Genomic DNA, 26179 nt, shown 5'->3' with positions numbered 1-26179 from the left:
GATGGTGGTGAGATGTATGCAAAGCGTTAAAAAAATAATCAATGAGTTATCGTTAGAAGAAAAAGCAATTTTAACTGCAGGACATTCTGAATGGGAAACAAATAGGATTAAAGACAAAGTTTATGGAATTTTTTTGTCCGATGGATCTTTTGGTTTAAGAAAACAATCAGGGCCTGGAGATCATTTGGGGATATCTGCAAGTGAACCGGCTACTTGCTTCCCCGCGACGGCAACCTTGGCTAATTCTTGGAATCAAAAAATAGTAGAAAAGGTCGGAAGGGCTTTGGCAACAGAAGCTAAGGCTCAAAAAGTTGATCAAATTTTAGGTCCAGCTCTAAATATAAAAAAGAACCCACGTGGTGGTCGAAGTTTTGAATACTTTAGTGAAGATCCCTATCTAGCTGGTAAAATGGCTGCTAGCCTGATTAAAGGTATTCAATATAATGGTACCATAGCCACACCTAAGCACTTTGCTGTTAATAGCCAAGAAACTAGAAGGATGGCTTCTAATTCAGTTGTAGATGAAAGAGCGTTACGAGAAATCTACACTACAAACTTTGAAATTGCAATTAAAGAAGGACACCCTAAGTCGCTCATGTCTTCATATAATAAGGTAAATGGTATATATGCAAATGAGAATAAGCATTTACTTGATGAAATTTTGCGAAAGGAATTTGGATTCAAAGGATATGTAGTGAGTGATTGGGGTGGTGACAATAATCATGTTGCTGCGATTAAGGCTGGGTCTAGCTTAGAAATGCCAGGTGTTGGAAACCTGGCGGCTGAACAAATTATCAGAGCGGTACGAAGTGGCAATTTGGATGAAAAACAATTAGATAAAAGAGTCGAAGAATATCTTAATGTGGTGCTAAATAGTAAAAAGGACTCTAACATAAAAATTGATTGGTTACACCAGCATGAAGTTGCTAGAGAAGCAGCTTGTAGCAGTATTGTGTTAATGAAAAACAAAAACTCTATATTACCATTAAATAAGAATTATAAAGTCGCTTTAATTGGAGATTTTGCTAAAAATCCTCGTTATCAAGGTTCAGGGTCATCATTAGTTAATAGCAAAAACGTCGAAAGCTTATTTAGTACTGCAAAAAACTATCCTGTTGAAATAATAGGTTACGAACAAGGCTATCTGCGCAATGATAAAGAGGATGAGGCGCTGCTTAATAAGGCCATTAGTTTAGCAAAAAAGAGTGATATTGTTATTTTAAATATAGGCTTAAATGAAGCATCAGAATCGGAAGGCTTAGATCGACTAAATTTACGTATTCCCAAGAACCAACTTATTTTGTTGGATGCTTTAGCGGCTACTAAGAAAAAAATAGTAGTCGTATTATCAGCGGGCTCAGTGGTAGAAATGACGTGGGCTAAAAAAGTAGATGCAGTAGTCCACGAATATTTGGGAGGTGAAGCCGGTGCAAGTGCAGTTTGGCAGGTTTTAACTGGTATGTACAATCCTTCAGGACGTCTTTCTGAAACATATCCAATTGAAGAAAACGATCTTCCTTTTAACAATGAATTTCCACAAAAAAAGCCAAATGTCTTTTATAAAGAAAGTATTTTTGTTGGCTATCGATATTATGAAACAGCAAAAGTAAATGTGGCGTATCCATTTGGTTATGGATTAAGTTACACAACATTTTTCATAAGTAATTTAAAGATATCTAATCGGGGTGTTAATGTTACTGTTAAAAATACCGGAAAAGTAAGCGGAATAGAAACTGTGCAATTATATATTGGTAAAAAGGATTCTGAATTAATTAGACCAAGTAGAGAACTGAAGGGCTTCAAGCAAGTTAAACTTGCCCCTAATGAAACAAAAACTGTCACTATTCCATTTGATGATAAAACTTTCCGCTTTTTTGATATAAATACCAATAATTGGCAAACTGAAAATGGTATTTATCAAATTATGATAGGTAAAAATGTGGAAGACATTTGTTGTCAAGGAAATTTTGAAATCAATAATGGTATTAATCCGGTAGTTAAAAAATTTGCTAGCTATGATAAATATAAAAAAGCTGATTTAAAAAAAATAACGACAAAAGATTTTAGAGAACTGTATGGTCGTGAACTTCCAAATAATAAATTAGAAAAAAACCAAGAGTTATCGGTTAATAATACGATATCAGATATGTATTATTGTAAGAGCTGGATTGGTCGCTTTATAGCAAAATGGTTGAAGAAGAAGATTGTTCAAAGCTTACAAGCTGGAAAACCAAACTTGAACTTTTTGTTTAATTATAATATGCCTTTTAGGGCAATTGCTAAAATGACGGGCGGCCTAATAGACGAAGCAATGGTAAAGGATATTCTTTTTATAATTAATGGTCATTTTTGGTATGGATTTGGTCGCGTGATTAAAGATTATTTTTTATTACAAAAAGGCGAAAAAGAACTTCTTACTTTTAGAAATAAGAAGGAGTAAGAATAATTACAATGAAAAATACTAAGTATGATTTTGACATTAGTCTCTTAAAGAAAAATAATGATGGCTTAACGAAATGGCTGCTTAAAAATAAAAATAACAGATTAATTCATAGTATTTTGATTTGGCAGCTTAATCATCCTACCTTTTACCAATTTATTGCTTTTAACCTTCTAAGCAATTGTGCTACGATAACTAATTTTGTAGTTTTGTGGTTAAGCTCTCTGCTATTTTTCAAAAATTTTACTTCACCTTTTAATTGGTGGCTTTTTGATTATAGTAAGCCAGCTTCTGGTGGTATTGGTGGCTTTTATTCTTTTGTTTTATCATATATATGTGCACAGATAGTTAATTACTTTGTACAAAGAAATGTAGTTTTTGGAGCTAGTTTTGGTAAATGGAAATTGTTTTGGTATATTATCACAGTTTTATTTGCAGGTCTGGTGTCTGTAATTTTACCACCGTATATTATTGGGTGTTTGACTCCGTATTTTCATGGATTTTCAGTTACTATTGCTAATATTTTTAATATTATTGCACAAGTTATCATTAACTGGCCTATGATGAAATTTATTGTTATGAAAAACTAATTATTAAGGAAATTTATTTTGAAAAAATTACTAACAATAGTTGTGCCAGCATTTAATTCAGAAGATTACCTTGAACGATGTGTAAATTCATTATTGATAGAAAAAGCAAGGTTACAAATTATTTTAGTGGATGATGGCTCGAAAGATCGAACACCAGAAATTATGGATCAGTATGCTAGACAATTTCCCAGTCATGTTCAAACGATTCATCAAAAAAATAAGGGACATGGTGGAGTAATTAATGCAGCGTTGAAGTATGTTAATTGTAAATATCTTAAAATAGTTGACAGTGATGATTGGCTAGATTTTGTTGCTCTAAAAAAACTCTTAGATTTATTAGAGCGATTTGATAAGGAGAACGAAACAGTTGACATGTTAATTTGCAATTACATGTATGATAAGGTTAACGCCGTTCATAAAAAAATTATGCGCTTTACAACGCTACCACAAAACTGTTTTTTTGGTTGGGATCAGGTCAAATTACCAATTGATCAATATTTAATGATACATGCGATAATTTATCGGACTGAAGTTTTAATTAAAGCCAATTTGAAATTACCTGAGCATATATTTTATGAAGATAATTTGTATGTGTTTGAACCATTAATATATGTTAATAAAATATATTATTTTGATATTAATCTTTATCATTATTATATTGGCCGAAGTGATCAGTCCGTAAATGAAAACGTTATGTTAAAAAGAATTGACCAACAACTAACTATTAATAAAATGATGATTATATTTTATAAGAATAATATAAACGAGAATACTGACTTGGGTCGATATATGCGAGACTATTTAAAAATTATTACCACTATTTCTTCTATAATATTAATCCGAGGTAATTCTAACTATTACTTAAATTTGAAGGATGAACTTTGGCAATATTTGAAAGTCAATGACCCTTTGTTGTATAAAAATTTTAAAAATACGTTATTAGGAAAAGGAGTTAATCTTCCTGGTAAATTAGGTAGAGGGATAGCTTCGTGGGTGTATTCTTTGCTACATAAATTGTATGGTTTTAACTAATAAGTATTGCTGAAGTACAAATTACAGTATATAGATAGTATATAGATTAAATCAGAATCGAAGTATTTATTGCCGCTAGGATATTGCCATTACAAATTGTGTATCAAATTTTACAGAAAATGTAATTTATGCTGTTTATTTGCTTGTTTGTCTTACTATACACATTGTAAGCGATTGCAGATGATAAAAGGTCACTAAAGTATGATGTAAGGAAAGTGAGTAAGTAAGATGGTTACTTTTGAAATCGATGATCTTATTGGAGTATTGAAAGGGTTATCCCCATATTTAATTGGCGTTTTGATCATTTTGATACTGGCGACAATTATTACCATGGGCGTTAAAAAAAAGAAAAAGCCAACTCGAAAATTAATTAGAAGCTTAACATGGTTAGTAACTTTTGCAGGTGTAATCATAATTATTAATGGAATCATTTTTGGACCAATGTCTACGCTAATAACTTTAGCAACAGATAGTACTCAAAAAGTCTCAGTTGCAACCACAAATAAAGCTAAAAAAGTAGCTGAGGATATTGCCGAAAATGGTTTTGTATTATTAAAAAATAATGATGATTTATTACCTTTAAAGAAAACTAAAAAATTAAATCTGTTTGGTTGGTCATCAATAAATCCTATATATGGTGGAGCTGGTTCAGGCGGTATTAATGAGTTATATCCAATAGTTAGTTTAGAAAAAGGTCTTGAAGATGGTGGCTTCGCGCTAAATAAAAATTTGAATAGATTTTATAAAAATTATGCTAAAAGTCGTGCTGCTGTCTCTATTAAGCAGCAAAATTGGGATTTACCAGAACCCCCAGCTAATAAATATTCTAAAAAATTGATCAATCAAGCAAAAGAATTTTCTGATACTGCTGTTATTACTCTTTCTCGGTTAGCTGGTGAGGGAGCAAATGATATACCGCAAGATATGTCTAAAGTACCATATCAGCAAAATTCTAAAGATTACAAAGATTTTAATAAGGGTCAACATTATCTTGAATTATCTAAGACTGAAAAAAATATGGTCAATTTAGTTTGTCATCACTTTAAAAAAGTTATTATTTTATATAATGGTGCATATCCTTTTCAATTAGGATTTGTAAACGAACATCCCGAAATAAAGTCCGTAATTTGGGCTCCAGGACCAGGCAATATTGGGTTCGAAGCTTTAGGTAAAATTCTTAATGGATCAGTCAGTCCGTCTGGAAGAACAACTGATACATTTGTTTATAATCTCAAAAAAGCCCCATACTATTACAATGCTGAGAAGACAAATTATGCAAATAAAAAATTGCAAGATATGACTGTACATGGTTTTAATGCTGGAAAAGCACAAAAATTTTCTCCTGCATTTATTAATTATGTAGAAAATATATATGTAGGCTATAAGTTTTATGAAACTGCCGCCAAGGAGCAAAAAATAAATTATCGTAAAACTGTCCAATTTCCATTTGGTTATGGGCTAAGTTATACCAAGTTTCAACAGACTATGAGCAATTTACAAGTAAAAAATGGAATTATTAGATTTAGTGTGCAGAGTAAAAATGTGGGTAATGTATCCGGTAAAGATGTAATAGAAGTTTATTATAATCCACCATATAAGAATGGTGGAATAGAAAAGGCAAGTGCAAATTTAATATCTTATCGCAAAACTAAGGAATTACAACCGGGAGAAACACAAAAGATAACTTTTACTATTAATGAGCAAGATATGGCTTCATACGATGAAAAAGGAGAAGGTGCTTATATCTTAGAAAAAGGGATATATGAAATTTCAATTAATAAAAATTCACATGATGTAATTGCAAGCAAGAATTATGAAGTGCACAAAACTGAAATTTATAATAAAAATAATAAAAGGAAGAACGACAAGGTAGCAGCAAAAAATCTTTTGCAGGATTCTGAAGGGACTGTTACTTATCTCTCACGTAAAGATCATTTTGCAAATTATAAAAAAGCTACAAGTCAACCGCATAATCTTTATATGCCTAAAAAATATCTAAATAATTATCATTTAAATGCAAATTATAATCCTAAGAGGTATCTAAATAAGAATGATAAGCGACCTGTTACAAATAAAAATTATGGCTTGAAATTAACTGACCTAAGAGGCAAGAGTTATGATGATCCCAAGTGGAATAAACTCCTTGATCAATTGACTGTGAAAGAGATGGCGAACACTATTGCTCTAGCAGGATACCAGACCCCAGCGATACCTGCAATTGGTAAAGTTCAAAATGTAGACAGTGATGGTCCAGCTGCAATTAATAATAATTTTACCCATATTGGTTCAATAGGGTTCCCTATTGAAGTAGTTATAGCAAATACTTGGAGTAAGAAGTTAGCATATGAATACGGTAAAATTATGGGTCAAATGGCAAAGGAAATGGGTTCTTCCGGGTGGTATGCTCCAGGTATGAACACCCATCGTTCAGCTTTTACAGCTAGGAATTATGAGTACTTTTCAGAAGATGGAATTCTTTCGGGCTATACTGCAGCAAATTCTGTATTAGGAGCAAAAAGCGTAGGAGTTTACCCAACAATTAAGCATTTCGCCATGTATGATTCAAATGGTAAAATGGTTTCTGCTTGGGCTACTGAACAGTCAATTCGAGAAAATTATTTAAAGCCATTTGAAATTGCTGTCAAAAAGGGTCATGCCAACGCTGCAATGGCTTCTTGGGCCTTTTTAGGAAATAAATGGGTTGGAGAAAATAAAGCTTTAAATCAACAAATTTTACGAAAAGAATGGGGATTTCGAGGATTTATAGTTTCTGACTTTTTCAGAAGTAATGGTCATGGTTTTATGAATGCAGATATTTCATTGCCTAATGGAGTTGATGCAATGCTCTCTACTTTTGCAGGAGGTCCTAATCAGGTAACTTATAAAAATGCTCCTTCGAATATTAAATATATGAAGCGAGCTTTACATAATATTTTATATACCACAGTTAATAGTTGGGTATACAGTGAGGATGGTCAAAATACTTCTCTTCCAACTTGGAAGAAAATTGCTTATGGCATAGATCTTATCCTTACTCTAATGATATTAGGATTAGGGATAATGACAGTATCAAAATATCGTGCAAGAAAAATGTAGATCATTCAGATAAAATTTAAGTAACTCCTAGGTATCAGTTATAATACTTGTTACCTGGGAGTTTTTTGGAGGTATAGCATAAATGAAGTATCTAGTGGTGGGTTCGGGATTATTTGGCTCGGTATTTGCTTATGAAGCTGCTAAACGTAATAATTTTGTTACAGTTATTGATCGACGCAGCCATATTGGAGGCAATATTTATACAAAAGAAGAAAATGGTATTCAAGTTCATCAATATGGTGCACATATTTTTCATACTTCTGATAAATATATTTGGAAATACATACAAAAATTCACTAAGTTTAACAACTATATAAATAGCCCCTTAGCAAACTTCCAAAGTCGGATTTATAACCTACCTTTCAATATGAATACATTTAATCAATTATGGGGTACAATAACGCCACAAGAGGCCGCCAGCAGGATTAAAAAGCAGAGTCAAGAACTATTCGGCAAAAAACCGAAAAATTTAGAAGAACAAGCAATTCAGCTAGTAGGTCATGATATTTATGAGAAGTTAATAAAAGGGTATACAGAAAAACAATGGGGCAAAAAACCAACTGAGTTACCACCTTTTATTATTAAAAGATTACCAGTGAGATTTGTATATGATAATAATTATTTTAATGATGAATATCAAGGAATTCCTATAGGAGGATATACTCAAATAATAGAAAAAATGTTAGATAGTCCTAATATTTTAGTTAGATTGAATACCAACTTTTTGGCTAATAAAAACAGTTACTTGGAGAACTATGACAAAATTATTTTCACTGGTATGATTGATCAATTTTTTAACTATAAATTTGGTAAACTAGAATATCGTTCCCTTAAATTTGAAACAAGAGAATTACCTATGGACAATTTTCAAGGCAATGCCGTAATTAATTATACCGATGTAGCTATACCTTATACTAGAATAATAGAACATAAACATTTTGAATTTGGACAGGGAAATAAGAATAAAACTATTATTACTTATGAATATCCAGATAGTTGGGACAGTAGCAAAGAGCCATATTACCCATTAAATGATAAAAGAAATAACAATCTATATAATAAATATCATGATTACGCAAAAAAGCAAAATAAAATAATATTTGGTGGAAGATTGGGACAATACAGATACTACAACATGGATCAAGCTATTAGTGCTGCACTAAAGTTAGTGAATAAAGAATTCTAAAAAGAATAGTCTTTAATTTTAAGTATGCATAAAGTCAGTAATATATAAATTTTAGAAAGAAGCAGATATAAAAAGGTTGATTGTCAATGTGATCTGGCACACGTGTAACATAAACACATGATCAAAGATGTGCTCTTCTAAATTAGGATGATTTCTGGTTCTAGATATTTTTAGGTAAACAATTAATTTATTTGCCACATGATACAGAATAATCGAATGGCCCCTTTTTCTAGTCGGCTTAAGCTTCTTTTGACGCTTTTTTGTCATCGGTAGTGGTCTTCTTTAAATTTTGGTAACAACCCACGTAACTTTCTATTTGATAAAGTTTCTGCCACGCATATATTTGCAACGAGTTAAGCTTAAAAACAGCGATCATCTTGCGTATTCCCATGTGATTTTCATAATAGAAGCATGTCACAATTGACTATAATTTAGGAACTTATGTTTGCTTAACATGCTTAACTTTTAGGGCGTCTAAGTCGTATTGGCGGACTAGTTCTGCCCAATCCCTGATAGCCGTTTAATTAATGCCATGTTCTTTGCTTAAGCTGGTTAAAGAGTTTTATTGTGTAGATATTTAAAAACAACTTCAATTTTCAAAGCAGTTGAATATTTAGTGATGAGAAAAGTGTTTCAAATAGCTAGATTAATGTCTACCTATATAAAGCACTTCAGGATTGACAAGGAACGTATAGTCTTTTAAATAATAAGACAGTTGTAACATATAAGGATTTAGAACACTTATATTCTAGTAAATGGAAGAGACACCAAAACTTAAATGATATGACAAACAAAGGCTTAATTGAAAGATCTGGACAAGGAACAAAATATATAACTCGCCTTGGGGTAAAAGTGTATAAAAGTAAGTTTATGACGAAATGGGTTGTAATATATTCTGAAAATTAAAAACGTTTGGTTTATTAAAAAATTGCACACATATTTATAAAAACGTTGCTAAATCAGCATCAAGAAATTAAATAATCATTTGGTGCTTGTTTGGCTTAATAAGAGGCACGAATATCTGCTAAGTAGCAAGATTGCTGCTTTTTAACATCATTTAAAGCAGAATATACAAACTAATATCATTACACCCGTTATTGCTCTTTTTGCAATATGAGATTATTATTAATTTAATTATATTAGTGGAAGCTGGCATAAAGAGTGCTGACATTTATTGTAGGAAACTATTTACCTGCAAATAACATTTTTCAGTTGTGTAATTTTGGCTTAAATTACCGATATTTGGTGAGTTGTTAAAAGTAATCATACCCAAATAGAATTAATTATGTTATCTCTAATTTTTAAATTCGAAAATTGCAGTTTTAAGTTGAACACCCTACTTGATCTGATAGATGCAATCTAATCTTCTCTCATATAATTCATCGGGGGTGTGGTAGGCTAAGATCTTGCGGGGCAGGTTATTGCACCATTGCTCAATGCCATAGATTTGCCTTAAGTCATAATCCTTGAGGTACTTGCCTTTGGGAATGAAGCGCCGAATTAGCCGGTTGTGCCGCTCAACCCCGCCCTTCTCACAAGAAGTATCAGGGTGCGCGTAGTAGACCAGCGTCTGCGTAGCTTCTTCTAATTGGGCTAAATCCGTAAACTCAGAACCATTATCCGTGGTAATGGTCTTAAAGACTTTGTTCCAGTGTTCATGGTATTGGCTGCGTAAAACTTGGATAATTACGCGGTCTTGCAAAGCAAGATGTTGGCCTTTTTGGTAGATATGGTAGAATTAAGGGAGTTCATTGGTAACTTCTTTCTAGAATTGATTGGGTTAATTACATTCTATCAGAGAAGTCCAATGGACTTTTTTTATTTTTTAATCAGGGCAAGTGTTCAACTTTATTTTACAATTTACCATTTTATTTTTTGTTAGCGCATATTATCTGAACATGGAAGGAGTTAAGCGCAGATGCCCGGACACCCCCAGGGTATCTGCGCATGGACCGATGTCAGGACAGAAGTTTTAGTTTCCTATAGGAAAAATAGGCAAACATAATATGAGCTTATGCTAAAATTAAAATTAAAGAATAACGCTGAATAGATAAGGCAAAGCTATGAAAATTAACGATATAATAATAAAAGGTATAAAAAATAGTGAAAAAATTGCTACACCGTCAGTTATTTATTTAAAAGATGCTATTAGATTTAATATAGATGAAGCGTTAAAACAATTATCGGAAGTAAAAACTAATGAGACAAAATTACTTTATTCTATAAAAGCTTGTTATAACTCAAAAGTAATTTCGCTTTTATCAAGATTTGTGGCCGGCTTTAGTGTTTCCTCTGTACAAGAATATAAAAAATAGCTCGGTTTAATAATAAAATTGTTTCGGCTACCGGATTTGACGGTGTTGATATTAGTATAAAAAAAGGTATGACGGTTTATTATTTGATTATAACTCGTATAAATTAAATAATGGTTCTACTAATTTTTTAAAAAATTTGAAGATTTTGCAATCAAATGGATTTATAGTTACAGATTCATTTGGTAGAACAAAAATACCAGGTTTGTTTGCTATAGGAAGTGTAACAATGCCAATATCTGGAGTCCCAGAAGCTATTTATTCTGCACAGATTACTGGATTCTATGTAGGACATCTCTTAGAAAAGACAACTATTGCTGATCCTAGTGGTAGAGTTCCTTTCCTTCCTAGAGAAAGGAACTGGTTAAATAGCTATCAACATAAAATAGAGCTTGATGAAGAATAACCATAAAAGGTAGATTAGTTATGACAATTGGTGAAGCCTTGAAAGAAATGCAGAAAGAGCTTGGACTAACCGGAAAAGAAATGGCTGCTGGCATTATTACAACTGGTACGTATTCACGTGTGATCCATGGTACTAGAAGAATAAGCAGTGATTTATTAATAAAATTACTACTAAAACACAATATAGACTTATCTTATTTCTTTGATAAAGTATCTGATACTTACATGCCTCCCTCCAATAGGTTAGAACAAAAATTATCCTCTCAATTTGGACTTGCATTTAATAATCATGATGTTGTAGCAGCAGTTACAACATTCGAGCAGATTAAAAAGGCTAATGTTAGTATTCATTTTAAAAAAAGAGTACAGATAGCTGTTGCTTTTTTGACAAAAACTACAGATGATTTAGATAATAAGTTTAAGAAATCCATTATAGATGATTTAAATAAAGAGAGTAACTGGATTTTTAATATTCAAGCTTTACTTTTGTTTGCTACATCATTTGAAATTTTACCAACTGAATTTGTTGAAAAAAAGATGGTCTTTTTCTTCAATAAAATATCACGATCTAAAAACATTTCAGAAATTATGAAAGAAAGATTTGCCATCGTTTGTGTTAACTATTTACATTGGAAGTATTCTCAAACAATAAGATTGAATGGAAAAATAGGGATAATTGGAGCTAATGTAGTGAATGCTATAAATTATCTTCAAAGCTTAGAGTCAACCACTCATTTGATCATTTATATAATATCAGCTAAATATTATTCGGCATTGTTTTCTGGTAATTTAAATCGTGCTAAGCAGATTAAAGAGAATCTGCTTGATATGGGGTGTACATTAGTTGTTAAAAATTGGCCACTGTGAAACTTTTGTTTATTTAAAAATATAAATTTATTATGGATTTATGGCCAACCGATTATGAGTATTATTAAAAATAAGAAAAGGATTATAATTAAAAAAGTGTATTATGTTACGTAAAAAATATGCAAACGTTTATAAGCTGCTAGTTGGCCGAGTTACGACCAACATCGCCGACAGCCTGTTCTACATGGCGGTGCTCTGGTACTTCAAGGAGACCGGGCACTCACCTTTCATGGTAGCGGTCCTGTTGACCGTTACTTCCGGGGTTGACATGGTCTCGTTCGGCCTGGGCCCTCTGATTGATCGCATCTCAATGAAGAAGCTGCTGAACTATTCCACCATCATCCAGGCCGCAATCAGCGCCGCGGTGGTGGGGGTGTTGCAGCTGGGTCAAGGCGGCATCGGGGCTGACGCTGTGGTCTTAATTCTTTACACGGCCTCCACGGTTCTTTCAACCATTATTTACCCGGCCGAAACCAAACTGCTGCCGCTGTTTGTCGCGGAAAAGGACATGCTCCACTTCAACGGCCTGTTCGAGGTGACCTACGGCGTTTTGGACTTAGTTCTGGACGGTTTTGCCACCTTTCTGATTGCGACAACGTCAATCAGCATGACCGTGGTCATCTCCGGCGTGGTTTTTGCGCTGGCCCTGCTGACCTACGGGCGCCTGCAGATTAACGCCCTGGCCAAGGACGTCTTGGAGAGCGAGGAGTACTTCACCGGCTCCTACTGGAAGGACCTACGCATCGGCTGGCAGACGCTGAAGGATGAAAAGAACATCCTGGAACTGATTCTGCCGCTGTGCGTCGTCAACTTCTTCTACGGCATTTTCGACGTGGGCCTGCCGTATTTTGGGCAGAACTACGTTCATGACTCGGCAATCGGCTACGGTGGCCTGCTGATGGCCTCGTCTCTGGGCGGCATCGCTGGTGCCTTCCTGGTGCAGCACTTCAAGCTGGGCAAGAAGAGCATGGAATTGTTCATCGCAATTTGCTTTGTGGGTGCTGGCGTCTTCCGCCTCCTGGTTCCGTTGACGGCGGGCCTGAGCGTCCTGCTCATCCTGCTGAACTCGGCCGTCTCCTCTTTGTGGCTCACCATGATGAACACGGACTTTGAGGCCCTGGTGCAGGTCAGCTTCTCGTCTGCGGTGCTGGGGCGCATAGAGACCATCAACGACAGCATCCTGTCCATCATGATCCCGCTCGGGACGATGGCGGGCGGACTGGTGGTTGACCGGCTGGGCTCGATCAGCACGCAGTACATTTACGGTGTTACGCTGCTGCTCGCGGCGGTCTACTACCTCGGCGTGGTCAGGCACAAGGCCAAGAAGTAAAAAGAATCCGCATGGCATTAACATGATTATTCATCAGATTCTGTTGCTATAGTTTGGCGATGTTTTGATTGAGCATTCAGACTAAAAATAGATATGCCCCTTGAAATTAAAGTAGTTTAATAATCTCTAGTTAAGGACTAACTTCCGATATTAAATCGGGGTTAGTCCTTTCAGCTTGCTTGTTCCAGTGAAGGAAAGTTCTTGAAGGTCTGTTCAAAGCCGTAGAACATATTCCACTTTAAGGTGCCAAAGAAAGCCTACCATCAGTCCGTTGCCTTTGCGCGGTATGGACTGATGGATGCCACGGCTTTTAGTCAAGTTTGAAATTGTAAGTATTCGTCTAGGTATCAATTAGTTGATGTGAATCAGTGTCAATTGTTTGAGCCACAGAACAGTGCTGTAGCCCTCCTCATGTAAGCTGAGTGCCTGTAATTTTTGTTCAACGGAAAATTGACCATAGTAAAACCCTTCAGATGGACTTAGGTCCAATTGAAGTGCAACTAAAAAGTTAGACATTTTATCTAAAAAATTCTTGAATTCAGGCCAGTCATAAAATTCAAACTCTATTTTACAATTTACCGAAAGAAAACAAAGGCAAAAGGATTATTTTTGTAACTCAGCGCTTGTCTGCGGTGAAATATGCAGATAAGATTCTCTTTTTACAAAATGGTAGAATTCTCGGCTTTGATACACACGAAAAATTAATCAGAAGTAATGCTGATTATCATAATATGTATAATTTGCAAAAGGATACTTATATCTAAATTTGGGTTGGTCTAAAAAGCGCTTTTTGCTACAATTAAACTATTTTAAGTAAGTAAAAAATACTTTTGGTAAGAAAAGTCGAAAATTTGAGCAGCAACAAACTTTTGCAAGTAAACTATTTTAAGTAAGTATTTGCTGTATACTCTAGCGCAATGGAAAGTGTGACAAGTTTGAATTCTATTAAAAAGTTTTTAGATTGGCTAACAAGTTTATTACTGATTATAGTTGTCGGACTGGTTTTGATCACACTTTTTTCCGCATATTATAGTTTTGGCACTATGATTTTTGGAGTCCATGAGGTGAGCGCAATAAAGGATTTTTGGTTCACAGAAATCATGTTAGGTACAGCTTATGTATCTATAGTTATAGTCATTACTATATATACAGCAATAACTCGTTTTTTAAAGAAAAGAAAAAATGATGCTTCTTGTTAAGTAGCATTGATTACAAATATAGCAAGTTGAAGGCAGGTAGTTCATTGAACTAACTGCCTTTTGTTATTCAAGAATTTGATATAGCTGTCCTTAGTAAATATCACTAGCAAGCATATCAAATGCATTATTGTGTATATAGGTAAATATTGCAAATTATATTTAAAATTATAAATATAAATATAGTTGTAATTACATTTACAGATGCTTCACAAATAGTGATAAGAGCGTTATTTGAGAAAAAGGAAAATCAGTTCATATAATACTGAACTGATTGATTAGATATTTAAATTAACCTTGAATTTTTGATAAGTATTCAAGTTGATTTTATAAACAACTAAACTCTAATTTAACCCTGATTTTGTGGATCCTTTGTACTGATCTAATGCGGATTTTAAATCTTTGTCTGTAATTTTGACGTTTTGGTCTTTCAAAACTTGGCTGATTACATTTCTCATCACAGTAGAATTTGCAGCCCATTTGGTATAAAGAATATTTGTTAGTTCTGCTCTATTGTTTTCAAAACTCCCTTTAGCTGGATGACTAATCATTTTTATTATCTCATAACCATTAGTAACTTTTACTGGAGTACTAGTATATTCACCATTTTTAAGCTTATATGCGGCATTTTTGAAAGTAGAATCCAAATTTTTATTTTCTTGATTAAAAGGTGCTAATTTTCCGCCATTAGTGCTGGTAGAACTATCTACAGAATATTTTTTTACTAAACTTGAAAAACTTTTATCATTGTCTAATTGATTGATAATTTCTTTAGCTGTTGATTGACTAGTTACTAAAATATGCTGCACAGTAATTTTCGGCTGATATGTTTTCCACTCTGCCTTTAATTGTTTACTTGTGGGTTTGATTTGAGACTGCAATGCAATTTCACTAAGTAGGTTAATTTGAATCATTCTCTTAAAAGATGACTTAGTATATAAATTTTGTGCTAAAAATTCATCAAATTGTGAGCCATAGCGCTCTTTATAATTATTGTATTCTTGAGTAACTTCTTTAGAATTCAACTTTCCGCCATATTGGGCTTTTAGAGCATCATAAATTAACAAATTAGCTAAAACATTTTTACTTGCAGGGGCTGACTTGAGTTCCTTATAAAACTCTTGTTGCGTAATTCTTTTATCTTTTCCATATTGAGCAACTTCTGCATTATTTGATTTTGAACAGCCTGTTAAACCTAGTAAGGAAATACCAGCTACAGTCGTTATTATACCTTTTAATAATTTTTCCATTTTATCTCCTCCAATGAAGATTTTTTTATCTAATTATTAAAGCAGATTGCAACTTCTAATTCAATTAGATTAAAAGCAGTAAGCAGGAACGCACCACAATAGCAGGCAAAGTCGTCATAAATTAAAAGAATAAATTAATTAAAATATTAAAAATAAATAACATTATTAATAAAAAGTTGGTTGATTTTTTAATTTACTACTCTATAATATTAAATTGATAATATTATTAATTAATGTTTGGGGGATTATTTATGAAAAAAAACAAGTATATGGGAGTGCTGGTTTGTGCCGCTGCACTATCTGTATTCTCTAACACTGAACAGCAAGTTAAAGCTAGTGTTGACAGTCAAACAAAAACTGTTGTAAAAAGCTCTAAAGCGGCAGAATCAGCTACAGCTGGCGTAACAAATAAAGCAATTGAAGCACAATTAGCTGCAAAGGGAGTTAATCTCAAGCATTTAACTTCAAACGAAAAGCAAAATGTATATGTTGATGTAATTGTTCAATTGTCTGCTGCACCTGCAGCTACAAATGGTTCAGTAAGCACAAATTCAAGTAGTGCAGAAATTGAGCGGGCTACAAAAAAAGTAATTGCAAAACAGGCTGCAGTTAAAACAAAGGTAAGGGCAATTACCCACCAAGCAATTGGCAAAAGCTATGGTTATGTAGTTAACGGTTTTGCTACTAAAGCAAAGGTTAAAGATATTCAAAAATTAAGAGCTATTCCAGGCGTTAAATCAGTTACTTTGGCAAAAGTCTACTATGCCAATGATTCTTCTGCTGACAATATGGCTAATGTTTCCGCAGTTTGGAATAATTATAAATACAAAGGCGAAGGCACTGTAGTTTCTATCATCGATACAGGTATTGATCCTAATCATAAAGATTTACGTTTGAGTGATGAATCTAAAGCGAAATTAACTAGAGCAAAGGTTAATGCTTTCACTAAAGAAGCTGGTTATGGTCGCTACTTTACTGAAAAGGTCCCATATGGCCATAACTATTCAGATAACAATGACAATATTACTGATAATAATTCTAGCGAACAACATGGTATGCACGTTTCAGGTATCGTAGCTGCCAATGGTACTTCAGATTCTGTTAATTCAGTTGTAGGTGTTGCCCCAGAAGCCCAATTATTAGCAATGAAGGCCTTCTCTAATTCAGCTAGTTCTGCTTCTACTGATTCTACTAGCATTATTGGAGCAATTGATGATTCAGCTAAACTTGGTGCTGATGTTTTAAACATGTCTCTAGGTTCTATTTCTGGTCAGCAAACCGATGATGATCCAGAAGTTGCAGCTGTTGACCGTGCTACTAAGACAGGTACTGCTGCTGTAATTTCTGCTGGTAACTCCGGAACCTCAAACTCAAAGGCTGATGGAGACAACAAGGCATATTATGGCAATCCAGACATGGAAACTATAGGCAGTCCGGGTACTGCCAGAACTGCTACAACGGTTGCATCAACGGAGAATAGTAAAGTTACTACTGATGGTATAACTTTTACTTCAGCTGATGGTAAAACTGTAGTAGCTGGTCCAGAAACTACACAACTTTCAGCAGGTACTGACCGTTCATTCTTTAATGACAAGCAATTCTATGTTGTTAAAGATAAAAATGGACAATTAGGTGCAGGTTCTGCAAATCAATATACATCTGATGTTAAGGGTAAAATTGCCATCGTTAAGCGTGGGACCCTTGCTTTTACAGATAAACAAAAGTTTGCACAAGAAGCTGGGGCTGCGGGTTTAGTCATTGTTAATAATCAAGCTGGTGCATTAAATAACATGCAACTTAATGCTGGTTTCCCTACTGTTGGATTATCAGAGGATGCAGGAAACAAGTTAGTAGAATATGTTGCAAAAAATCCTGATGAAGCATTAAAGGTAAGCATTGCTGTCCAGCCATTAGATAATTCAGCCCTTAAGACAGATTTAATGTCCAGCTTTACTTCATATGGTCCTGTTTCTAATTTGGCCTTTAAGCCAGATATCTCAGCTCCAGGTGGAAATATTTGGTCAACCCAAAATAATAATGGCTATACTAACATGTCAGGTACTTCTATGGCTTCTCCATTTATTGCTGGTACGCAAGCACTTGCTAGTCAAGCAATGAATGATAAAAAGGGTTCTTTCTATGAAACTTATCAAAAGATGACTCCGAATGAAAGAACAGCATTTATCAAAACTTTGGAAATGAATACTGCAAGTATTCATACTGATATTAGTCATGATAATGTAATCGTTTCACCTCGTAGACAAGGTGCTGGATTTATCAATGCACAAGCTACTATTCAGGCATTAGTTAAAAATCCTTCAACCGTTGTTGGTACCAATGGCTATCCAGGTGTTGAGCTTAAGAGCTTCACAGATAGAACTCTCAAATTCCAAGTTAAGTTTACCAATAGAACCAATAAGGATTTAACTTATAAGTTAACCGATAATGGTAAAGAATCAGATGTTTATACTTCTGCTACTGATAGTGGTTCGGTTTTGTATGACAAGCAAATTGATGGTGCTTCAGTTCAAGCTGATGGTGAAGTAGTTGTAGCTGCAAATTCAACTAAGGAACTTACTATTACATTAACATTACCTGCTGATTTTAAAGAAAATCAGTATGTTGAAGGATTTTTGACCTTTAATGGATCAGATAATTCACAATTGCGTCTACCATACATGGGATTCTTTGGCGACTGGGCAAGTTCAGATCAGCCAATCTTTGCTGGCTTAAATGATCCAGATGTATTCCAACCATACAATTATATCTTGGGAACTTTTGTAACCGTTGGTAATGATTATGATAGTGCTAACCCGGGCTTAGGCATCGATGATAACGGTAATGTTGCATTTGATTCTTCAAAATTCGCAATTTCTACGGCGGATAATGCTCAATTCCAATGGTTTAAACCAGTTTATTACTTATACAGAAATGCTAATAACGTTAAGGCCCAAATTTTGGATAAAGATGGTAAAGTAATTAATACTTTAGCTTCGTTAAGTAATGCTGCTAAGTCATACTATTACGCACCAGCTCAAACATACAATTACTTTAATGAAGCTCCTGAATGGGACGGTACATACTTTGACCAACAAGCTAATAAGACAGTTAAAGTACCTGATGGAACATACACTTACAGAATCTCTGCTACTGTTGATGGCACAAATACAGAGCAGCATTACGATATGCCCGTTAAGGTAGACAGTGTTAAACCGGTATTAAAGAACCTCAAGCTAGAATCAAGTACAGAAAAGGATGACAATGGCCAAGAAAAGACTCGCTACTACTTGTCTGCCGAAGCTAAGGATGATCTTAGCGGCTTGAGTGGTGACGCAAATGTTTCGGTAAACGGTGTCATCAGTCAATTAACATATGATCCAACTGCTAAGGCAGACAAGGATGGCTTCCAAAGGGTTGAAATCGTCTTATCTCCTGAACAGGTGAAAACTTTACAAGCAGGTACTAATAACTTTGCTGTAGCTCTATTTGATAATGCTTCAAATGCAGTAACTGCTTCAGGTGAAAGCAATAAGCCAGGTGAAACTAGCTTTGGCCTGGTTCTTAGAGATGGCGGTTTACCAGATAAGATTTCCTCAACAACTAACAACTACTACTCTGCCACTGGATCCTTTATCTTTTTAGGCACTTATCCAAGCAAGGTATATGGTACTTATACTGATAAGAATGGTCAGACTCACGACTTAGATATCGAAAGTGATGGCGACAAGACATTTGCTGCTGAACTTCCACTTACTAAGGATGATTACAAGACAACGGTCACTCTCTATGCTGATGCTGATCATAAGACCGTCATTAAAGAAAAAGAAATTACAGTTAGTCTTGTCCCGGCTAAGGTTGAAAGCTTAACCGTTGATAAGAATGATACCTATGATGCAAGCAAGAATTCATCAGCTGAATTGGCACAAACCTCTGAAGCTACTGTTAAGCTTTCAGGTAAGGTAAGCGATGATACTAAGTCATTAGTAATTAAGCAAGATGGCGAAAGCGACGTGGCGGTTGAGCTGAATGCTGATCATACCTTCTCTATTGAACTACCAGTAAACTTTGGTGAAAATGACTTTAATATTGTGGCAACTGATGAAGACGGTAATTCATCCAGCGTTGAACAAAAGGTTAAGTCTAGTGATCGTGGTGAAACAACTGTAAGAAGCAGTGATGTTATATTCGATGACGGCATTCAATGGGGTACTAACAGCGTTAGCGCTGATACCAAAAACTATGACCCTAAAACTGGCGAGTTGACTATTACGGGTAAGGTAAAGAGACCAACTACTACTTTGCAAATCGATGGTAAGAACGTCAAGATCAATTCTGATCAAACATTTGAAGTAACACTAAATGTTGGTACTCACGGTGCTAAGATTGTATCTACTTTGATTGGTGACTCAACTGTTAGAGAAACTACTCAAGAGAGATTAAGCTTCTATGTAGATGCAGAATCACCTGCTTTAACCCTAGATAATGATGGTCCTGTTTACACTAACAAGGATAAATATACAATTTCTGGTACTGTGGCTGATGATTACAAGTTCTATGACCTATCAATCAATGATAATAACATTGAATCTGCCTGGGGTGATGTAGATTACAACAGCAAGGAAGGTGTCAAGAAGGACTTTAAGTATGAAGTTGAATTGAAGAAGGGTAAGAATACTTTTAATGTTAAAGTAACTGATTCTCAAGGCAATGAAACTACTCAAGCTTTAGTTGTTTACTATGAACCGGAAAAGGTCTTAAATGAGCCTGATACAAAGCAAACTGTGGCAAAGGACGGTGAGTCTGCTCTCCTTGAAGCTACTACCAAGGAACTTGATGCAAAGGTAGTCTACAGTGTTGATGCTGGCAAGACATTCAAGGATATGCCAGCTGATGGACTCAAAGTCACTGAAAATGGAACCGTTGAATTCAAGGCAGTTGATAAATATGGCAATGAATCTGATGTTAAATCTGTAGAGGTCAAGGATCTTGATAAGAAAACCGAACCTAATGCAGATGACAAGAATTTATCCGATGCTAAGGAAAAACTTCAAGAAAGTGTTGATGCTGGCGAAAAGAAAGACTTGAGTGGATACACTGATGAGTCTAAGGAGACTTATGAAGAAGCTTTAAACAAGGCGAAAGAAGTCTTAGCGGACAAAGACGCTACATTAGAAAATGTTCAGGCTGCAACTGATGCATTAGCTAAAGCAGAAAAGGCATTGACTAATAAAGAAAAAGATACTTCAGATAATAATCTGCCAAAAGCAAAGAAGGAACTTCAAGCTAAGGTTGACGCTGGTTCTAAGAAGAACTTGAACAAATACACTGATGAAACCAAGAAGGCTTATATAAATGCATTAGACAAGGCCAAGGAAGTTTTAGCAGATAAGAATGCTACATTAAAAGATGTCCAAACTGCTAGCGCTGCTTTGGATAAAGCAGAAAAAGATTTAACTGTTAAGCGTACTGAATCATTTATCCCATGGGTTAATCCATCAACTAATACCACTCCAATCGCTAATAACTCTAGTTCACAAGCAAATGCAAATACAACTGCGTCAGATAAGAGCAAGACTAATGTGGAGAATAAGGATGTCAAAGAAGAGGGTAAATCAACTAAGGTAATGTTTAAGTCTATTCTTTACACTAATGACCTTAAGAAGACTTCTAAGATTGCCAAGGCATATAGCTTCCTTAACCTTGTAGTTGAAAATGATAAGCTAAAGGTTTATACATTTAATGGTCAGCATTTCTACAAGCTAGTAGATGAGAATGAATATGTTCGTGTAAGAAATGTTACTGGTACCAAGGCTAAGTTGAAGAGAAACTCTTACGTTTACAAGTCTAATGGTAAGAAGGCATCACGTAAGCTTCTCAAGAAGGGTACAACTGTGACTGTCTACGGTGATCAATATAAGGCTTTAAAGAAATACAAGAAGACAGCTTATAGAGTTGGCCAAGGTAAATACATCAAGAGCGTAAACTTCTATAAAGTTCATCTTGTAAAATAGTTGATTCATAACTAGTCTTGTCATGTAAAACTTATCTAAGAAAAATAGTTTCTAGATTTTAAAAGACGATCAAATTCAGCTCTTTGCTAAATACTGATGATAAAGAGTAAATGAAAAGAACCAAGTAGCTAATAAACTGCTTGGCTCTTTTTTCTTTTACCTTGTTCTGCCAATCTGTATAGAACTACAAAGTATAATATTTGCTAGTTGCTACTGATTAGTAGTAGATGCTACAATAATGTAGAAATGATATTTGGAGGTTTGTAATGGAAGTTGCTGAGGCATTAGCGAGGCTAAAATTCTTGGTGAAGCATGATCATTTTCAAATGGTTCGAAGAAAAGAAAAAATGGCAATGCCAGTTTCAGTAACTTTGGCGAAAGAAATAGTTAAGCAGTTGTCAATCAGTGATTTTGTCAAACATGAACCGAATAGAAGTAATCCATTACAATTTGTCTGGGTATTTAAAACAAGCGATGGCCAAACTTACTACATTAAATTCGTATTTACTGAAGACAATCAAAAAGTAGTATTTATTAGTTTCCATCTTGATTATTAAAGGAGGGGTTTATATGGCTTACCAAAAGGATTTCACTACTATTTATACTATTGCTGGACATAAGTATACAGTGACAGCACCAGCTCTTTTTGACAGTAAAACCAATGAACTGATTCCAGATAAGGCATTAGATGATCAAGCTGCTGAAATTGCCCGTCAAAAATATCGTGACGAAATGGGTCTATTGTCACCAAAAGAAATAAAACAATATCGAGCTAAAGTTGGTTTAACACAACGTAATTTAGCAGAATTAACCGGATTGAGTCCAAATACGATTGCTCTTTACGAAGCGGGTGCATTTCCAACAAAGGCTAATAATAGGTTGTTAAAAGCTCTCATAAAGAGCGATAATGTACTTGAACAATATATTTCTGATGAGAAGAATAAATATTCTGATGAATTGATAGCAAAGGTTAATTCTTATTTGAACCATAGTGATAGTGTTGTGGAATCACAACCTGAGCAACCTAGATTCACTGCTGTGCAGTTAGCCAATTGGTTTCGAGTTGAGAATTACTTTGAGCGGGATAATGATTTGAACATTGATCCATTAACGCAAATGAAAGTCAATAAGCTTCTTTATTTTGCATATGGTAGATTTTTAGTCAAAACTAGAAGTAGACTGTTTTCTTCTTCTATTATTCATTTGCAATACGGTCCAGCAATAACTGAAGTACATAATAAGTTTAATGGTCAGCGTGTTTTAGATATTGATAAACCAGACAAAGAGGCTATAGATGACTATAACCTGGTTTCTAAAGATGGTGAGATTGCAAATTTACTAGATAAGGTTAATAAGGATTACATTAATTACAATGCTGCTCGATTAAGTAAGCAGACTCATCGGCCCGGATCACCATGGGATTTAACTCCTGATAGAGAAATAATTAAAGATCAGTTGATTTTTGATTCGTTTAATCGAGGAATAGAAGAATAGTTTGAGAAAGAATAAATAATAAGTGTCCTAATGTGGGGCTCGATACATATATTGAGTTGTAGGGTCAGTCTTTTGCTTAACCTATAACAGAGCTAACCGCCTTAAAGCAGCTGCTTGAAATTTAGAAAAGAAGTCTTGTTTACAAGGCTTCTTTTTCTTTATATCTAGGCAATAACATGAATAAATTATTCTTGTGCAAGAAATTATTGTAAAGAGCCTAGGTAACATAAAAAACAGTTTTTCTTGAAAAGTTGTTAACCTCGGTGGCTACAACCGCGGGCAGGGGAAATAACGTAACCTTGCTATATTGGTTAAAATTTATAAGCAATTGCTAAATCAGCCTTTAAGTTTTTATTCTTTGTAACAGCTTCGTTCAATGTGCATTATAGTAAGTTGCTTTGGCAGAGCTAATTAGTTTGCTTTTGCTTATTTTGAGTATTTCTGAAGAATATTATCCACTCATAAATACATGCAATAACCGCTATTAGATAATCATACCAATGAAAAGCTTTTGCAAAGCCTACTAGAGAGAGAACAAACACGGCAATCAACGCTAAACTAAAAAATATAGGTTTAGCAATCACCATATTATATTTAATAAGCCAAGTATCAATTGGCAGAAGCTCTAAAGCTAAAATAATTATTATTACTAAAGTAGTATTCATGTTATAGTCACACCTTTTAAATTATTTTAAAGATAAATAAATACGATTGTTCGTGCAGTCCAGTAAGCGACTGTCTTGTCAAAATGGAGATAATGAATTAGTGCATACCGTAACCGTCTTCAGCTTTACCTTCATAATCAGTTAGAAAGTTTACAAAAGCTTTTAGTGATTTAGCTTTTAAATTGTTTCTAACTTTAAACCACGCGTCAGGTTATTGTTTTGTTCAGTAATTTTGTCTTGTAAGAGAGTATTCTGTTGCTCCTCATTAAGTCCAGCACCATTAACAATTTGATCAAACTCATCTTGTTGATCTTTAGTTAATGAACCATACAATGCCGCATATAAACTGTCGTTTTGATTTTCATTGGAAGTACTTACGGAGTTATCCGTAGCAGCAAATGTATTTACTACAGTTCTTGCCATAGTCGTTCCTATAAAACTTGCTGCTGCAAGAGAAATTCCCAATTTTTTAATGGTACTTTTCATAATAGTACGCCTTTCATAATATTTTTCGTTAATATCGACATTGATACTAAAATCATAGTTCAGTATAAAAGATTGTCAACAAATAATATTAAAAATAGTTATGTATATATAAACATATAGTTCTTTAAATATCCAGTTAATTTGTGCTTGATAATATAAAATTATCAAATTTTTCAAAGATTAATAACTAAAAGACAAAATAAAAATGACTCTTACAAGTCATTTGAAATATTGATTGCTTATTTTAAAAATACAGTGGAAATCATCATTATAGTAGGTGCAATTATTGTCAAAATAATTTTGAATACGTTACTTTTAAACGTTAAGCTCTCTATTGTTAGCGAATAATTATAAACCAATCAGAGGCGATTTTAACATGTCTGGAGATCTTATGCCTAATTATTTCAAGATTTTTGGCCACCAGTGTTCATTTTTTTAACTGGCTCTTTTATTTCATTATGTTAAGTTGCTTTGATATATATGGAATTATTTTACTTTGGCATAAATTAAGGACAGGTAAATGTAACAAATTTGTTTCTAGTTAAGCTTCATTAATAGCTGCATTTTTATTAGTAGAATAGGCTACCCCAACTGTTGTTGCTAAAATAATTAAACAAGTTATACATAATAGCGTTAATGCGATAGTAATGCCGAAAGAAGCAGTAATTGTAGTAAAAATAGTTGTCATAACTGGCGCAGTCACTATTAAAATCGTGTTAAGCATTCCCATAGTTGATGACAAAATGTTTTGGTCGACTGCTTCAACAAGCCACTGTGTTAATTTAGGGCTAGCCGTACCAATAAATATTGCAAGGCTTGCCATGACAGGCAGACAAATGAAAATATTTTTAATAAGCATTGTACCAATAACTGCGATACTTAAAGCTGTTGAAATAATTGCGATAGTGAATAATGACATGTTCTTGAATAATTTTGTGCCTACAATGCTACCAAGTGCCATACCAGCAGTCATTACAGCTCCTATTAGGGCAATCGTAAAACTGTATGTTCCAATGACCATAGAAGACTTATTACCAGCGATTACGATTGAAATTAAAGGTTCAATTGTTCCTAAAACTCCATTTAATAAAGCAATTACTAGAACGACTGATAACAATCCCCTTGCTTTTTTTACTTGTTTGAATGATAAAGCAATTGTTTTAAAGAATCCTTCTTCATTAACTGAAGTAGTTTCTTCTTGGGGACGAGTCTTATAATAATTACGGCCGACGCTGGCAAAAAGGGCACCTGCCGCTAGAAATGTTAAGGCATTGAAGATTGCTAAGCTGGAATAAGACATGAAAAGTAATAAACCAGAACCAATGAATTGTGCAATCATATTGATAATACCGTTGATCCCACTAACAAATCCTTCAGCTTCAGCAACTTCATCATTTCCGACAATGTTAACAATTAGAGGCGTTTGAAGGCCACCAGAGTATGAGCCAGCAATATCCGATACTAAGTTAATGCCAATAACAGTTAAAACTAGGTTCCAGCCAGCAAATCCACTAGCGAAAAGTAATCCGACGATTAGATAGAGTCCAAAGCGTATAGCAGCTAACCAAACCATTAGCTTGAATTTGTTTTTTGTACGATCAGCTAAATATCCACTAAAAACTTGAAAAATTTGAGGTACTGATTCTGAAATTGAAATCAATGAAATAGCCAAGGCGTAATTTCTTAATTTACTTGCATAAGTAATAAGTGCTAAGTAAAACAAAATATTGCCTGCACCAGATAAAAAACTGGCGATTGTAAATTTTCTATAATCCTTGTTCTTTATAAAAATGTCCATAATTTTATAACTCCTAAATTA

The 26179-nt window shown here is 34.3% G+C and carries 17 protein-coding genes and 2 pseudogenes; 13 read left to right on the top strand and 6 right to left on the bottom strand.

All coding sequences use genetic code 11. The features are described 5' to 3' along the window. Positions 1-16: 16 nt before the first annotated feature. The 5 genes from GYV61_RS02015 (at position 17) to glf (ending at position 8344) form a co-directional block, all read left to right on the top strand. Positions 17-2440, top strand: a complete 2424-nt coding sequence (locus GYV61_RS02015) for a glycoside hydrolase family 3 C-terminal domain-containing protein (RefSeq protein WP_174794565.1) — start codon at positions 17-19, stop codon at positions 2438-2440. Positions 2441-2451: 11 nt separating this feature from the next. Next, positions 2452-3030, top strand: coding sequence for a hypothetical protein (locus GYV61_RS02010; protein WP_238786737.1), 579 nt, complete (start codon positions 2452-2454; stop codon positions 3028-3030). Positions 3031-3048: 18 nt separating this feature from the next. Further along, positions 3049-4062: a glycosyltransferase family 2 protein gene (locus GYV61_RS02005; protein ID WP_174794564.1), complete on the top strand. Its 1014-nt coding sequence runs from the start codon at positions 3049-3051 to the stop codon at positions 4060-4062. A gap of 228 nt (positions 4063-4290) precedes the next feature. Beyond that, positions 4291-7158, top strand: a complete 2868-nt coding sequence (locus tag GYV61_RS02000; protein WP_174794563.1) for a glycoside hydrolase family 3 C-terminal domain-containing protein — start codon at positions 4291-4293, stop codon at positions 7156-7158. Positions 7159-7240: 82 nt separating this feature from the next. Next, entirely contained in the window at positions 7241-8344 is a 1104-nt protein-coding gene (gene glf / locus GYV61_RS01995) for a UDP-galactopyranose mutase (RefSeq protein WP_174794562.1), read from the top strand. Between the two features lie 51 nt (positions 8345-8395). Here glf and GYV61_RS01990 read toward each other — a convergent pair whose 3' ends face one another. Together GYV61_RS01990 and GYV61_RS01985 are read right to left on the bottom strand one after the other, a co-directional pair. After that, positions 8396-8611: a hypothetical protein gene (locus GYV61_RS01990; protein WP_174794561.1), complete on the bottom strand. Its 216-nt coding sequence runs from the start codon at positions 8609-8611 to the stop codon at positions 8396-8398. A gap of 1069 nt (positions 8612-9680) precedes the next feature. Then, a pseudogene (locus GYV61_RS01985) lies at positions 9681-10019 on the bottom strand (IS30 family transposase); the annotation flags it as partial. Positions 10020-10407: 388 nt separating this feature from the next. On the opposite strand from GYV61_RS01985, the gene GYV61_RS01980 reads away from it, so the two are divergent. The 5 genes and pseudogenes from GYV61_RS01980 (at position 10408) to GYV61_RS09735 (ending at position 14457) form a co-directional block, all read left to right on the top strand. Further along, entirely contained in the window at positions 10408-10659 is a 252-nt protein-coding gene (locus GYV61_RS01980; protein WP_174794560.1) for a hypothetical protein, read from the top strand. Between the two features lie 127 nt (positions 10660-10786). Continuing rightward, a pseudogene (locus tag GYV61_RS09830) lies at positions 10787-11062 on the top strand (hypothetical protein); the annotation flags it as partial. A gap of 20 nt (positions 11063-11082) precedes the next feature. Continuing rightward, entirely contained in the window at positions 11083-11928 is an 846-nt protein-coding gene (locus tag GYV61_RS01970; RefSeq protein WP_174794558.1) for a helix-turn-helix domain-containing protein, read from the top strand. A 103-nt stretch (positions 11929-12031) separates the two neighbouring features. Beyond that, positions 12032-13258 (top strand): MFS transporter, encoded by a 1227-nt coding sequence (locus GYV61_RS01965; RefSeq protein ID WP_174794557.1) that lies wholly within the window; start codon positions 12032-12034, stop codon positions 13256-13258. Between the two features lie 926 nt (positions 13259-14184). Then, the gene (locus tag GYV61_RS09735; protein WP_338084984.1) at positions 14185-14457 is read left to right on the top strand and encodes a hypothetical protein; all 273 of its coding nucleotides are present in this window, start codon (positions 14185-14187) and stop codon (positions 14455-14457) included. A 341-nt stretch (positions 14458-14798) separates the two neighbouring features. Here the strand turns inward: GYV61_RS09735 and GYV61_RS01960 are convergent, their stop codons facing one another. Next, the gene (locus GYV61_RS01960; protein ID WP_174794556.1) at positions 14799-15704 is read right to left on the bottom strand and encodes a peptidylprolyl isomerase PrsA; all 906 of its coding nucleotides are present in this window, start codon (positions 15702-15704) and stop codon (positions 14799-14801) included. Positions 15705-15973: 269 nt separating this feature from the next. Here GYV61_RS01960 and GYV61_RS01955 point away from each other — a divergent pair, with 269 nt between their 5' ends. The 3 genes from GYV61_RS01955 (at position 15974) to GYV61_RS01945 (ending at position 23209) form a co-directional block, all read left to right on the top strand. Beyond that, positions 15974-21715 (top strand): S8 family serine peptidase, encoded by a 5742-nt coding sequence (locus GYV61_RS01955; protein ID WP_477218295.1) that lies wholly within the window; start codon positions 15974-15976, stop codon positions 21713-21715. Between the two features lie 266 nt (positions 21716-21981). Then, positions 21982-22272, top strand: coding sequence for a type II toxin-antitoxin system MqsR family toxin (locus tag GYV61_RS01950; protein WP_174794554.1), 291 nt, complete (start codon positions 21982-21984; stop codon positions 22270-22272). 13 nt (positions 22273-22285) lie between these two features. Then, the gene (locus GYV61_RS01945; protein WP_174794553.1) at positions 22286-23209 is read left to right on the top strand and encodes a type II toxin-antitoxin system antitoxin SocA domain-containing protein; all 924 of its coding nucleotides are present in this window, start codon (positions 22286-22288) and stop codon (positions 23207-23209) included. A gap of 407 nt (positions 23210-23616) precedes the next feature. Here GYV61_RS01945 and GYV61_RS01940 read toward each other — a convergent pair whose 3' ends face one another. The 3 genes from GYV61_RS01940 to GYV61_RS01930 form a co-directional block, all read right to left on the bottom strand. Next, on the bottom strand, positions 23617-23874 hold the full coding sequence (locus GYV61_RS01940) for a hypothetical protein (protein WP_174794552.1): 258 nt from the start codon (positions 23872-23874) through the stop codon (positions 23617-23619). Positions 23875-24051: 177 nt separating this feature from the next. Further along, a complete protein-coding gene (locus GYV61_RS01935) occupies positions 24052-24360 on the bottom strand; it encodes a hypothetical protein (protein WP_174794551.1) in 309 nt (102 codons plus the stop codon). Between the two features lie 541 nt (positions 24361-24901). Further along, positions 24902-26158 carry an MFS transporter gene (locus tag GYV61_RS01930; RefSeq protein WP_174794550.1) on the bottom strand — a complete coding sequence of 419 codons (1257 nt, stop codon included), beginning with the start codon at positions 26156-26158 and terminating at the stop codon, positions 24902-24904. Positions 26159-26179 lie beyond the last annotated feature (21 nt).

The sequence above is a fragment of the Lactobacillus melliventris genome (assembly GCF_013346935.1).
In the GTDB taxonomy this organism is placed as follows: Bacteria; Bacillota; Bacilli; order Lactobacillales; family Lactobacillaceae; genus Lactobacillus.
The sequence above is the reverse complement of the archived record's forward strand: the minus strand, read 5'-3'. Positions and strand labels throughout refer to the sequence as shown.

Bases quoted from the DNA above. Each gene is read 5' to 3' on its own strand.
- GYV61_RS01970 (WP_174794558.1), top strand. From the start codon at position 11,083: ATGACAATTGGTGAAGCCTTGAAAGAAATGCAGAAAGAGCTTGGACTA.
- glf (WP_174794562.1), top strand. From the start codon at position 7,241: ATGAAGTATCTAGTGGTGGGTTCGGGATTATTTGGCTCGGTATTTGCT.
- GYV61_RS01960 (WP_174794556.1), bottom strand. From the start codon at position 15,704: ATGGAAAAATTATTAAAAGGTATAATAACGACTGTAGCTGGTATTTCC.
- GYV61_RS02015 (WP_174794565.1), top strand. From the start codon at position 17: ATGCAAAGCGTTAAAAAAATAATCAATGAGTTATCGTTAGAAGAAAAA.
- GYV61_RS01955 (WP_477218295.1), top strand. From the start codon at position 15,974: ATGGGAGTGCTGGTTTGTGCCGCTGCACTATCTGTATTCTCTAACACT.
- GYV61_RS01965 (WP_174794557.1), top strand. From the start codon at position 12,032: ATGTTACGTAAAAAATATGCAAACGTTTATAAGCTGCTAGTTGGCCGA.
- GYV61_RS01940 (WP_174794552.1), bottom strand. From the start codon at position 23,874: ATGAATACTACTTTAGTAATAATAATTATTTTAGCTTTAGAGCTTCTG.
- GYV61_RS01990 (WP_174794561.1), bottom strand. From the start codon at position 8,611: ATGACAAAAAAGCGTCAAAAGAAGCTTAAGCCGACTAGAAAAAGGGGC.
- GYV61_RS02000 (WP_174794563.1), top strand. From the start codon at position 4,291: ATGGTTACTTTTGAAATCGATGATCTTATTGGAGTATTGAAAGGGTTA.
- GYV61_RS01930 (WP_174794550.1), bottom strand. From the start codon at position 26,158: ATGGACATTTTTATAAAGAACAAGGATTATAGAAAATTTACAATCGCC.
- GYV61_RS01935 (WP_174794551.1), bottom strand. From the start codon at position 24,360: ATGAAAAGTACCATTAAAAAATTGGGAATTTCTCTTGCAGCAGCAAGT.
- GYV61_RS01950 (WP_174794554.1), top strand. From the start codon at position 21,982: ATGGAAGTTGCTGAGGCATTAGCGAGGCTAAAATTCTTGGTGAAGCAT.
- GYV61_RS02010 (WP_238786737.1), top strand. From the start codon at position 2,452: ATGAAAAATACTAAGTATGATTTTGACATTAGTCTCTTAAAGAAAAAT.
- GYV61_RS01980 (WP_174794560.1), top strand. From the start codon at position 10,408: ATGAAAATTAACGATATAATAATAAAAGGTATAAAAAATAGTGAAAAA.
- GYV61_RS01945 (WP_174794553.1), top strand. From the start codon at position 22,286: ATGGCTTACCAAAAGGATTTCACTACTATTTATACTATTGCTGGACAT.